Annotated in this window: 10 protein-coding genes; 6 read left to right on the top strand and 4 right to left on the bottom strand. The window is 64.5% G+C overall.

Annotated features, from left to right (window positions below):
• Positions 1-68: 68 nt before the first annotated feature.
• On the bottom strand, positions 69-1,802 hold the full coding sequence (locus tag ACPW74_RS12350; protein ID WP_049636335.1) for a formate--tetrahydrofolate ligase: 1,734 nt from the start codon (positions 1,800-1,802) through the stop codon (positions 69-71).
• A gap of 66 nt (positions 1,803-1,868) precedes the next feature.
• Between ACPW74_RS12350 and ACPW74_RS12345 the strand changes: the two genes are divergently transcribed.
• Positions 1,869-2,270: a hypothetical protein gene (locus ACPW74_RS12345; protein ID WP_010674174.1), complete on the top strand. Its 402-nt coding sequence runs from the start codon at positions 1,869-1,871 to the stop codon at positions 2,268-2,270.
• 8 nt (positions 2,271-2,278) lie between these two features.
• On the opposite strand, the gene ACPW74_RS12340 is transcribed toward ACPW74_RS12345, so the two are convergent.
• A complete protein-coding gene (locus ACPW74_RS12340) occupies positions 2,279-3,181 on the bottom strand; it encodes a LysR family transcriptional regulator (protein WP_039038856.1) in 903 nt (300 codons plus the stop codon).
• A 109-nt stretch (positions 3,182-3,290) separates the two neighbouring features.
• On the opposite strand from ACPW74_RS12340, the gene ACPW74_RS12335 reads away from it, so the two are divergent.
• From ACPW74_RS12335 to ACPW74_RS12320, 4 genes are all read left to right on the top strand, one after another.
• Positions 3,291-3,851, top strand: a complete 561-nt coding sequence (locus ACPW74_RS12335) for a YceI family protein (RefSeq protein WP_010674176.1) — start codon at positions 3,291-3,293, stop codon at positions 3,849-3,851.
• Complete coding sequence (locus tag ACPW74_RS12330) at positions 3,851-4,585, top strand: hypothetical protein (protein ID WP_049636334.1); 735 nt, start codon at positions 3,851-3,853, stop codon at positions 4,583-4,585. Before ACPW74_RS12335 ends, ACPW74_RS12330 begins: the two co-directional genes overlap by 1 nt.
• Before the next feature lie 185 nt (positions 4,586-4,770).
• Positions 4,771-5,892, top strand: coding sequence for an adenosylhomocysteinase (locus ACPW74_RS12325; RefSeq protein ID WP_425858133.1), 1,122 nt, complete (start codon positions 4,771-4,773; stop codon positions 5,890-5,892).
• A complete protein-coding gene (locus ACPW74_RS12320) occupies positions 5,889-6,200 on the top strand; it encodes a SelT/SelW/SelH family protein (protein WP_010674179.1) in 312 nt (103 codons plus the stop codon). Before ACPW74_RS12325 ends, ACPW74_RS12320 begins: the two co-directional genes overlap by 4 nt.
• A 63-nt stretch (positions 6,201-6,263) precedes the next feature.
• Here ACPW74_RS12320 and ACPW74_RS12315 read toward each other — a convergent pair whose 3' ends face one another.
• On the bottom strand, positions 6,264-7,988 hold the full coding sequence (locus ACPW74_RS12315; protein WP_049636332.1) for a lysophospholipid acyltransferase family protein: 1,725 nt from the start codon (positions 7,986-7,988) through the stop codon (positions 6,264-6,266).
• A 105-nt stretch (positions 7,989-8,093) separates the two neighbouring features.
• Positions 8,094-9,320 (bottom strand): peptidase T, encoded by a 1,227-nt coding sequence (gene pepT / locus ACPW74_RS12310; protein ID WP_049636331.1) that lies wholly within the window; start codon positions 9,318-9,320, stop codon positions 8,094-8,096.
• A gap of 1,025 nt (positions 9,321-10,345) precedes the next feature.
• Between pepT and speA the strand changes: the two genes are divergently transcribed.
• Positions 10,346-12,247 carry a biosynthetic arginine decarboxylase gene (speA, locus tag ACPW74_RS12305; protein WP_029314286.1) on the top strand — a complete coding sequence of 634 codons (1,902 nt, stop codon included), beginning with the start codon at positions 10,346-10,348 and terminating at the stop codon, positions 12,245-12,247.
• Positions 12,248-12,341: the final 94 nt, after the last annotated feature.

The raw sequence follows: 12,341 nt of genomic DNA, 5'->3' as shown, positions 1-12,341 counted from the left end.
CCGACAATCTCCCTGTCATCGTCGATGTCCATATGGTGTTCAGGGACGGCAGCCTGCCAGCCTGTACGTCAGCTCAGGCCGACAATCTCCCCGTCATCGTCGATGTCGATATGGCGATAGGCCGGCAGGCTGCCCAGGCCCGGCATGGTCATGATGGGGCCCGCCAGGGCATAGACGAAGCCTGCCCCCGCGCAGAGTTTCACCTCCTCGATGGGCACCTCGAAGTCCGTCGGCACGCCCTTCCTGGCGGGGTCATGGCTGATGGAGAGCGGCGTCTTGGCCATGCAGACGGGCAGGTGATCCTGGCCCTCTGCCGAGAGTCTGGCCAGTTGCTGGCGCGCCTTGTCCGAGAGGGTGACGCCCCGGCCACCATAGCCGCACTCCACCAGGGTGGCGAGCTTGGCGGCAAGGCTCATCTCATCGGGGTAGAGCAGCCTGACCTCACTGGGCTGCTTGCAGGCCGCCACCACGGCGTGAGCCAGATCCGCCGCACCCGCGCCACCGTCAGTGAAGGCCCGGGAGAGGGCGACGCCACAGGCACCGGCCTGGCGCGCCGCCTCCTCCAGCAGGGCCAGCTCGGCATCGCTGTCGGTGGGGAAGCGGTTGATGGCGACCACCACGGGCACCCCGTAACGGCGGGCGTTGTGAATATGCCAGGCGAGGTTGGCGCACCCCGCTGTCAGGGTGGGCAGATCTTCCCCTTGCAGGCTGGCCGGCAGCGGCTGGCCCGGCCGGATGTCGAGCAGGCCGCTGTTGGCCTTGAGGCCGCGCACCGTGGCCACCAGCACCACGCAGGCGGGGGCGAGGCCGGACTGGCGATACTTGATGTTGAAGAACTTCTCCAGCCCCATGTCGGAGCCAAAACCCGCCTCGGTCACCACATAGTCGGCAAGACCCAGCGCCATGCGATCGGCGATGACGGAGGAGTTGCCGTGGGCGATGTTGGCAAAGGGGCCGGCGTGGACCAGCACAGGGGTCTGCTCCGTGGTCTGCATCAGGGTGGGCTTGAGGGCGTCTTTGAGCAGCACCGTCATGGCCCCCGCCACTTCCAGCTGCTCGGCGGTGACGGGCTTGCCGCGCTGGTCGAGGGCGAGCTGGATGCGGCCGATACGCGCGCGCAAGTCCTTGAGATCCCTGGCCAGCGCCAGAATGGCCATCAGCTCGGAGGCGGCGGTGATGACGAAGCGATCGGGGCGCTCGACACCATCGGCAGCACCGCCCTGGCCGAGGGTGAGGTGGCGAAGCGCCCGGTCGTTCATGTCCAGGGTGCGGGGCCAGAGGATGTTGGCCGGGTCGATATCGAGCCGCGCCAGGCCGGTTCTGGCGCTGAACTGGTCACCGAGTTTGCGTTCATGGAACAGGCGGGCATCCAGGGCGGCAGAGGCCAGGTTGTGGGCGGCGGTGAGGGCGTGAAAATCCCCGGTGAGGTGCAGGTTCATCTCCTCCATCGGCACCACCTGGGCCATGCCGCCCCCGGCGGCGCCCCCCTTGACCCCGAAGACGGGGCCGAGGCTCGGTTGGCGAATGGTGGCGATGCTGGGCTGGCCGATGTGGTTGAGCCCCATGGAGAGGCCGATCGTGGTGACCGTCTTGCCCTCCCCAAGGGGGGTGGGCGTGATGGCGCTCACCAGCACCAGCTTGCCGGGCTCGCGGGCGGGGGCGTGATGGAGCAGCGCGAGGTCGAGTTTGCCCTTGTAATGGCCGTGGGGGTGGAGATGGGCGGCCGCTATGCCGAGCTGAGCTGCCACCTCGGCGATGGGCAGGCGGGGGGACTGGCGGGAGATCTCGATATCGCTTAGCATCAGCACCTCGTTGGCATGTCAGGTCAAATATGCGGCGAAGTCTAGAGGAATCAACAGGGTAATCCAATGAGCAATACTATTTTATCCGGCAGTCGTGAGCCCCATCAAAGCCCCATCCTGCTGGATCTCAACGCCCTCTATCACCCGCCCAAACGGCCCCTCACCGCCCTTGGCATCGTCAGCGCCTTCATCCCGCTCTTTGGCTACGGCTGGCAGGCGATGACCCAGGATCCCGAGACCCACTTTCGCCACGAGCTCGGCAAGCGCATCAACAAGCACAAGAGCGACGAGGCGAACCTCGCCCTGATGATGCAGTTGGCGGCCATGCTGGATTGCCACTGCCTGCACGTCACCCTGCCCTATGCGCTGGGGGAGGCCGAGCTCGCCGCCTTGCGCCAGCGTCTGCCACGCTGGCAGATGAGCCAGCAGGATCACCTGCTGGTGGCCGAGCTGATGCCCACCCCCTGAGCCCGGGCTCAGGTCTCCCTGTCCCAGTAGTGGGGCGCCAGATAGCGCTCCTGCACGAATTCGATGAAGCAGCGCACTTTGGCCGACACGAAACGGCGGTGCGGATAGAGGGCATAGAGCCCCACCTGCCCCTTCTCCCACTCCAGCAACAAGGGGACCAGCGCCCCCGAGCGCAGCGCATCCCCCACGATGAAGGTGGGCTGCAAGATGATGCCCTGGTGGTCGCAGGCGGCCCGGGTCAGGGCCACCCCGTTGTTGGCGCGAAGGGGCCCCTGGGGGCGGATGCTGTGCTCCTCCCCATCCCGTTTGAAGACCCAGTCCGGCTGGGTCAGGGTGTAGATGAGGCAGTCGTGCTGCTTGAGATCCTCCGGGGTCTTCGGCCTGCCCCGGCGGGCCAGGTAGTCGGGGCTGGCGCACACCACCATCTTCATCATGGCGAGCGGCTTGGCCACCAGGGAGGAGTCCGGCAGGTTGCCGATGCGCAGGGCCAGATCGAACCCCTCCTCCACCAGGGCCACCCGCCGGTCGCTGTACTCAATCTCGAGCTTCAAGTCCGGGTAGCGCTCGCGAAACAGGGGCAGGGCGGGGGAGAGGTGCAGGTAGCCGAAATCCATGGGCACCGAGAGCTTGAGGGTGCCCTGGGGCTGCTGGTTGTTGTGGGTGAGCTGGCTGTGGGTCTCTTCCAGCTCCGCCAGCAGGGCCAGGGAGCGCTGGTAGTAAAACTGGCCCGCCTCGGTGGGATTGACCTGGCGGGTGGTGCGCGACAGCAGCCGGGTGGAGAGGGACTCCTCGAGCTGCTGCATCAGCTTGGAGGTCATGGCGACCGAGATCCCGAGTTGATGGGCGGCCTTGGTGAAGCTCTGGCACTCCACCACCTTGATGAAGGTGCGCATGGCGGCTATCTGATCCATATTCCACTCTCGGTTGATAATTATTTTAATAAATCGATGATTATCTATTCTCGATAGGAGGTTAGCATTTTGGACACCGTTGTGAACCCCCAATGAAGGAACGATCGGAATGAAAATGACCAAGGCCCTGCTGGCCTCCTGCCTGTTTATGGCGGCTCCCCTGATGGCTGCCGATTACGATGTCGATGCAGCGCACACCACAGTCCAGTTCAAGGTGGGCCACCTCGGCTTCTCCGAACTGGTCGGCCGGTTCAACACCTTCAGTGGCACCTTCAGCATGGACGACGCCAACCCGGCGGCGGCCAAGGCGAGCTTCGAAATCGATGCCGCCAGCGTGGATTCCAACCACGAGGCCCGCGACAAGCACCTGCGCAGCCCCGACTTCCTGGACGTGAAGCAGTACCCCAAGATGACCTTCGTCAGCACCGGCTATGAAGGCACCAAGGACAAAGGCGTGCTCAAGGGCACCCTGACCCTGCACGGCGTCTCCAAGGACGTGGCCTTCGACCTGGTCCACATCGGCGAGGGCAAGGATCCCTGGGGCGGCTACCGCAGCGGCTTCAACGCCACCACCACCATCAAGCGCAGCGAGTTCGGCGTGAACTACATGGTGCCGAACATCCCTGACGAGATGACCATCAACCTGTTCGTTGAAGGCGTGCGCAAGTAATGGGCGCAGCACTCCTGCTTCAAACCCTGGCGGCTCCTTTAGGGGCCGCTTTGCTGTCGTGGCGCTGGCCGCGGCTGGGCTATCTGTGGGGCGCCCTGGGGATCTGGCTGGTGGGTTGCCTGCTGGGCGGTGCCTATGGCCTGCCGGTCAAGGCGTGGCAGTGGCTGCCGCTGACCCTGCTGGTGCCCGCCCTGACCCAGGGTACCAGCAAGGGGATCGCCCTCGCGCTGTTCGGGGTGCTGGGCACCCTGGTGTGGTGGCAGGGGCTGGCCTCCGTGCTGGCGAGCGAGCCCGGGATCTGGCTGGCCCTGCTGCCCGCCATCCTCTGGTCTGGCTGGACGAGCTGGCGTGGTGACAGCGAGGAGGGGCTCGGCTTCGCCCTGGCCTTCATCTGGCTGGCGCTGGTCATCGGCATCGATGGCAGCCTGCTCATCGCCCAGCTGACGGGGGCCCTGGCCGCGTTTGCCGGATTCCGTGCCCTGCTCGGCGCCTTTGCAGGGGTCAAGGTGACCCCGGCTGCCCTGGGGCTTTCACTCGCCTTCGTGCAGATGCTCGCCTGGCAGTACGTGGAAGTGCCCCTGCTGGTGCTGCTGCCGGTCTGGCTGTTGCCGCTGCTGGAACGTGCCCTGCACGGGCGCCCGGGACTCTCTCGCTGGGGGGTCTTGATCCTGGTGGCGGCCGTCGGTGCCGGAGTGAGTCTGTGGTGGGTATGGCCAGAGGCGTCACTTTACTGATTTCTGCATGAAAAACAGGCTATTACCTTAGAAATTGATGGGCTTGTCAAAGTCTGGACAGATAAAGATTGAGACCCATGGTGCTTTCGGATAAAAAGGATTTTCAATTATCTGGATACACACAGAACCCGGCTATGCCGGGTTCTGTTTGCCTGCTTTCCCGCGGCACGCTAAGGAGGCCACAGTTGCACAGTCAGGGATCTGAGCATCTGTTTTTTCGCCATTTCACCGAACAGGGATGTCTTGGGGATCTCTGCATCCTGCTGGTGACCCACCTGCTTCCCGACAGACCCGACTTCATCCAGGTGCTCGATCGGGTGGGCCGGGTCGGTGCCATCCTGCCCAAACCCAAGTCCGTGCACGGGCCGACGCTGGCCTGGGCCCAGCAGCACTACCCCGTGCTGCCCCTCAATCGCCACTGGACCTCGGATCCCGGTGAGGTGATCGCCCAGATTGCCCCCCTGGTGATGTCCCACGAGCGGCTCATCATCCTCGACATCGGCGGCTACTTCGCCAAGAGCCAGGCGGTACTGGCCGAGCTCTTTGGCGCACGTTTCATCGGGGTGGTGGAGATGACCGAGAACGGCCATCAGCGCTACGAACAGGAGTCCCTGGCGGCCCCCGTCATCTCGGTGGCCCGCAGCCCCCTCAAGCAGGCGGAAGATATCCAGATCGGCCTGAGCGTGGTCTACTCCGCGGAGTCCCTCGCGCGTACCCTGAGGCGTACCTTCAATGTCTGCCAGGCCGCCCTGTTCGGCTATGGCAAGGTGGGGCGCAGCATCGCCCGGGAACTGCGCTGTCGCAACCTGCATCTGGAGCTGGTGGAGACGGATGCCCTGCGCCAGGTGGAGGCGCTCTCCCACGGCTTCAAGCTGGTGAACAAGGCCGAGGCCTTGGGCCGCGCCGAGCTGGTGATCTGCTCCACCGGCAACGGCTCCCTCGACATCACCGATCTGCAGGCCCTGCGCCCCGGCGCCATGCTGGCCTCGGTCACCTCCGCCGACGACGAATTCGCCTTCAGCCTCGCCCAGCTGCCCTGGCCGAGCGAGGAGGTGTGTCCCCATGTGCTGGCCCTGACCCGGCCGGACGGCAGCACCATCTTTTTGCTCAACCGGGGGGAGACGGTCAACTTCGTCCACGGCGCCGTCATCGGCGAATATGTCTACCTGGTGCTGGCGGAGATCATCGAAGGGGTGCACCAACTGGCCCATCAGGCATCCACCCCGGGCCTTCACGAACTGCCCCAGGCCACCATGCAGCGCATCGCTCGCCACTGGTTGACCGATTTTCACGGAGTCACCCCATGACAGACACCCATTTGCCCCTCGCGAAACCGCGCATCGAAATCCGTTACTGCACCCTCTGCCGCTGGATGCTGCGGGCCGCCTGGCTCGCCCAGGAGCTGCTCTCCACCTTCGACGGCGAACTGGGCGAGGTGGCCCTGGTGCCCGCCAGCAAGGGGGAGTTTCGCATCCTGGTGGACGGGGTGCTGGTGTGGGACAGGGTGGCCGACGAGGGTTTCCCCGAGGCCAAGGAGATCAAGCAGCGGGTGCGGGATGTCATCGCCCCGGAGCGGGATCTCGGCCATGCGGATCGCAAACCCGCAGCCGAGTAGGCGGCATCACCCATGATGTGAAAGAGGGAGGCGCAGGCCTCCCTCTTTCGTTGCGGCCCCCGGTCAACGGTCGCCAGAGGTGGCCAGCCCTTCCCCGGCGGGGAGGCCGATATAGCGGGCCCGCTTGTGGGGCTTGATGCGGCTCACGTCCACCCACACCAGGCCGTCGATGCAGTGGTTGAAGTCCGGGTCGATGCCAAAGTCCATGAACTGCACGCCCCCCGGCTCGCACAGCTCGGCGTACTGCTTGTAGAGGGTGGGAATGGCGCAGCCCAGGTTGTCGAGCCCGGCCTTGAGCACCTTGAGGTCGTCCCCGTAATCGCGCCCCTCGAACAGCGTCGGCGTGGCGGGATAGGGGCGGCGGGAAGGGGCGAGGGCAAGGGCGGGGGCGAAGTGCTGGCGATAGAAGCTCACCAGCAGATCCTTGGCCGCCGGCGGCAGGCTGCCGGAGAGGGTGACGGGCCCGAACAGGTAGCGGTATTGGGGATAGCGGGCCAGATAGGCCCCGATGCCGAACCAGAGGTAATCGAGCCCCCGCTTGCCCCAGTAGGCGGGCTGGATGAAGCTGCGGCCAAGCTCGATGGCCTGTTCCAGCCGGGGCAGCAGCTTCTCTTCGAAGCCGAACAGGGTGTGGCTGTAGAGGCCATCCAGCCCCTTGCTGGCCAGCCGTTCGGCCACCGGGGCGAAACGGTAGGCGCCGATGATGTCGAGACGGGCGGGATCCCAGAGGATGAGGTGGTGATAGTCATCGTCGAAGGCATCGAGATCCCGCCTCTTGCCCGAGCCTTCCCCCACCGCCCGAAAGGCAATCTCCCGCAGGCGCCCCAGCTCACGCAGGATCACCGAGTGGCTCTGCTCGTGGCGGCGATAGAGCAGGATGCGCTGGCCGTCCGGGGTCTGGCCGAGCAGCTCGCACCCGTCGATGGCCTGTTTCAGCAGGCGGCGATCCTCCGGCAGGGCGATGGGGGCCTCGGTCTGCAGCCGTCCCGCCTTGCCGCGAGCGATTCGGTAGAGGTGGCCGCGCACCAGCCGGGCCGCCGTCTTGGCCGGCAGCTCCTGAAAACTGGCGAGGGGAATGCGCGCCCCTATGGTCACCGGCAGAGTCTGCCCATGCTGGCGAAACAGCTGACGCACCAGCAGCAGGGCGGAGGCGGGCTTGTTGAGCCAGGAGGCGAGATAGAACCAGAGGCTGTTGCGCCCTCCCAGGTGAATGGGCACCAGGGGCGTTCGGGTGCGTTGGGCCAGCTTGATGAAGCCGGCCTGCCAGGGGCCATCCTTCACCCCCTTGGGGCCGAGGCGGGAGACCTCGCCTGCGGGGAAGATAACCAGGGCCCCGTCGGCGGCGAGGTGTTCATTCATGGCGAGGATGGCCTGCCTGTCGGTCTTGCCCCCCAGGTTGTCCACCGGCAATAGCAATGGGCGCAGCGGCGTGAGCTGGGCCAGCACCTGGTTGGCCACTATCTTGACGTCGGGGCGGATGCGCCCGATGAGGCGCAGCAGGGCCAGCCCGTCCAGGGAGCCGATGGGGTGGTTGGCGACAAGAATGACCCGGCCGCTGGCGGGAATGTGCTCGAGCTCGGCCTCGCTCACCCGGTAGTCGAAGTGGAGCTCGGTGAGGGCCTGCTCGACGAAGTCCAGACCGCGCAGGTGGGGATGGCGCGCGGCAAAGCGGGTGAAGGCCTCTTCGTGCAGCAACCAGCTCAGCCCCTGCCTCATCAGGGGGCGGAGGAGGGGCTGGCTGGCGAGGCGGGGCAGGTGCTGCCCCAGCAGGGTATCGACATCGAACATGGGCAAGGCTCCGCTGAACTTTGCCCCAGCTTGACGCCCCTGCGTGCCTTTCGTGTGTCGGTTGGGTGACGGTTTGATGACGGGGCGAGCCCCGTCCTTGCTCCCTTACTCTGCCCGCCAGGCAGAGGTGAGGCGCACCAGCGCCACCAGGGTGGCGACCGCTTTTTCCATGGATTGCAGGGGGATGAACTCGTGCTTGCCGTGGAAGTTGTGGCCGCCGGTGAACAGGTTCGGACAAGGCAGCCCCATGAAGGAGAGCCGGGCGCCGTCGGTGCCGCCGCGAATGGGTTTGATCTTGGGTACCACGTCGGCGGCCTCCATGGCGGCTTTGGCCAGCTCGACGATGTGGGGATGGGGTGCTATCTGGCTGCGCATGTTGCGGTAGTTGTCCGCTATCTCCAGGGTGATGCGCGCCCTGGGAGCGTCCAGCTGCAGGGAGGCGACCCGCTCCTTGAGCTGGGCCTTGCGGGCGGCGAAGCAGTCATCGTCGAAGTCGCGGATGAGGTAGTGCAGGGTGGTCTCCTCCACCGTGCCCTCCATCCGGGCCAGGTGGAAGAAGCCTTCATCCCCCTGGGTGCACTCCGGGGTCTGCTCGGCGGGCATGGCGGCATGGAAGCGGGCGGCCAGGGTCTGGCTGTTGATCATGCTGCCCTTGGCGGTGCCGGGGTGGACGTTGTTGCCTGTGATGCGCACCGTGGCGCTGGCGGCGTTGAAGTTCTCGCATTCGAGCTCGCCGAGCTCGCCGCCATCCACCGTGTAGGCCCACTTGGCCGGGAAGCGCTCCAGCGGGAAGCGGTCGGCACCGCGCCCTATCTCCTCGTCCGGGGTAAAGCCGACCCAGACATCGCCACGGGGGATCTCGGGGTGAGCCTGCAGGTATTCCACGGCGGTGAGGATCTCGGCGATGCCCGCCTTGTCGTCGGCCCCCAGCAGGGTGGTGCCGTCGGTGGTGATGAGATCCTGCCCCAGGTAGTTTTTCAGGAAGCGGTACTGGCGGATGGCCAGCACCTCGTCCCCTTTGCCAAGGCAGATATCGCCCCCCTGATAGTTCTCGACTATCTGGGGAACGACGCACTCGGCCTCGTAATCGGCGGTGTCCATGTGGGCGATGAGCCCGATGGCGGGGGCATCCGGCTGGTTGCCCGGCAGGCAGGCGGTGAGGTAGCCATGCTCGTCCAGGGTGACCTGGCTCAGCCCCATCTGCGTCATTTCGTCGCGCAGGGCCCGGGCGAAGAGGCGCTGTCCCTCGCTGCTGGGGCAGGCAGGATTGGTCGCATCGGAGCGGGTATGAAAGGTGAGGTAGTGGAGAAAGCGCGAAAGCAGGGTGTTCATGGGCAAGCCTCGGGTCACGAAAGAGGAGTCATTGTGGCCAAGACGGCGGCGCCGCTTATTGCGTCAGCGCAGTTTTTGATGATTTTGTGGGAGAGAGGAGGGCCATCGAAGGGGAGGGGCGGGGATCATTGCTCGGCAGTTTGCATAAAAATTCCAAAATAAAAACTGGTTAAGCAATTGCGAAAAAGCTGAATTTCCCCTCGGCCCAGCGCTGGCAAGGGGTGACCCAAAAAGCGTGACGTGTTGGTTATTTTCATCGCCTCGCCCACGCGCTCTCATCCCCCGCCATCCCAGAGCCCGCCTTGCTGGCAGCGAGATTTTGCCCCCCGATGAAAACCCGTTTTTTAACACGATTTTTTATTGTCACTGGCTGCGGTAAGTGTGTACACTCCGCGCCGATCCGAGGGCAACCCTGCGCAGGCCGTGTCCGCCAGACCCGCAGGATCATGACGCCTATAGGGCGAGGCACGCAGAAACGACAGACACTGCTGGGGAATGGTTTCTTTAATACCGGTTAGGCTCCGGTATCAGGGAGAACAACGGACTCTCATCTTTCAGCTGACCGAGTGGGCTTCGGGCTCATCATCTCCCTTGTCATGGGCGGTCACTGGCGTTGAGCGGGTCGTAGTGGTTGTCGTCCATCAACATGATGCGTGCTGACGTCTTCCCTTCTCTTCCTTGAAACCTTCTCCTGTCCGTCGGGATGGCTGCCGAATGATGAACAAACGGCGTGGCTGATGCCGATTGTCATCAAAGTACCGCGGTACGCCGGCAAGGTGTTACCGCATACCGTTGAGCTTGATGTAAAGCCACCAGCCCCACATCAAGACTCGTTACTTCCCAAGATCCACCAGGCAGCCTTGGCTTGCCGCGATGTGCAATGAACAGGATGTGGCGGAGCATGCTCCGTTGCGGGTCCAACGTCAGCAGGCCGCTCTGGCTTGCCGCATTTTGCAATCAATGGTCTGGATGTGATTGAGGGTAACGAAGGCGGCCCACGGCCGCTCATTTGCGAGGCATAGCCCATGACTAACTGGTCCAGCAAGGACTCCTTGAAGGTCTACAACGTTCCCTACTGGGGTGCGGGTTTTTTCAATATCAATGACGCCGGTCATGTGACCGTCTCTCCCGACAAGTCTCGCCCCGAGGCTCAGATCGTGCTGTCCGAGGCCATCGAGCAACTGCGCCAGTCCGGGCTGACCACGCCGGTGTTGCTGCGTTTCCCCGACATCCTCAAGAGCCGGGTCGATGCGCTGTTCAACGCCTTCGGTCAGGCCATCGAAAAGTCAGGCTATGAAGGGGATTACCTGTGCGTTTACCCGATCAAGGTAAACCAGCAGCGCCGCGTCATCGAGACCATCAGTCAGTCCTACAGCGACAAGCCCCGGCTTGGGCTGGAAGCGGGCTCCAAGCCCGAGTTGCTGGCCGTGCTGTCCCATCATCATGAGCAAGGGTCCGTGATCGTCTGCAACGGTTACAAGGACCGCGAATACATCCGCCACGCCCTCCTGGGCAACCTGATGGGCCACAAGGTCTACATCGTGGTGGAGAAGCCCTCCGAGCTGGAAATGGTGCTGGACGAGTCAGCTCGTCTCAACATCAAGCCCAACATCGGGGTGCGCGCCCGTCTGGCGTCCACCGGCTCCGGTATGTGGGAATCGAGCGGCGGTTCCATGTCCAAGTTCGGTCTCTCCGCCTCCCAGATCCTGGCGCTGGTGGAGCGTCTGCGCAGCCTCGGCAAGCTGGACTGCCTGCAACTGCTGCACTTCCATCTGGGCTCCCAGATCGCCAACATCCGCGACATCCAGGGCGGCATCCGCGAGTGCGGCCGCTTCTACGCCGAGCTGTGCCGTCTTGGCGCCAAGGTCGAGGTGGTGGACGTGGGCGGCGGCCTGGGTGTGGACTACGAGGGCACCCGTTCCCAGAGCCACTGCTCCGCGAACTACAGCCTCTCCGAGTACGCCAACAACGTGGTCTGGGGCATCGGCGATGTGTGCCGCGAGTTCGACCTGCCGCACCCGACCATCATCAGCGAGTCCGGCCGTGCCCTGACTGCACACCACGCCGTGCTGGTCACCAACATCATTGGTGCCGAAGGGGTGGAGGTGAACGACATCAGCGCCCCGGACGAAGACGCGCCCACCATCTTGCAGAACATGTGGAAAGGCTGGCTGGACCTGCGCGGGGAAGATCCCTCCCTGCTGGAGATCTTCCACGACTCCGTGGCGGATCTCGGTGACGTCAACGCCCAGTACACCATGGGCCTCTTGAACCTGGAGCAACGCGCCTGGGCCGAGATGCTGCACCAGAACACCTGTCTGGCGCTCAAGGAGCTGCTGAACCCGGTCAACCGCAACCACCGCGCCCTGGCCGACGAGCTCTCCGAGAAACTGGCGGACAAGTGCTTTGCCAACTTCTCCCTGTTCCAGTCCCTGCCGGATGCCTGGGGTATCGGTCAGGTGTTCCCGGTGATGCCGCTGGCCGGTCTTGATCGTCCGCTCACCCGCCGCGGCATCCTGATGGACATCACCTGTGACTCCGACGGTCAGGTGGAGCACTACGTCGACGGTCTGGGGGTGGAAAGCACCCTGCCGATGCCGGTCTACGGGGAGCACGAAGAGTGCCACGTCGGCTTCTTCCTGGTGGGTGCCTATCAGGAGATCCTGGGGGATTTGCACAACCTGTTCGGTGACACCCACTGCGCGGAAGTGTGGCTGGATGAAGAAGGCAAGATGGACATCCGCAACGTGGTGCGTGGCGACACCGTCGACCAGCTGCTGCGTTACGTCAACATCGACCCGTCCGTGATCCGCGAGAACTACCAGCGCATCGTCTCCCACCCGGCGCTGGACGACGAGACCCGCAAGGCCCTGCTCGACGAGCTGGAGCTGGGTCTGCAAGGCTACGCCTACCTGGAAGACGAATAAGCCAGCGGCTTGTTCCCCGTCGGTCAAATGACGGACATGAAAAACGGCGCCTTCGGGCGCCGTTTTTGTTGCGCTGTTGCCTGGCTGGGGCCGG

This window comes from Aeromonas sp. INTO2, from assembly GCF_049860605.1.
Taxonomy (GTDB): Bacteria; Pseudomonadota; Gammaproteobacteria; order Enterobacterales; family Aeromonadaceae; genus Aeromonas; species Aeromonas caviae.
The sequence above is the reverse complement of the archived record's forward strand: the minus strand, read 5'-3'. Positions and strand labels throughout refer to the sequence as shown.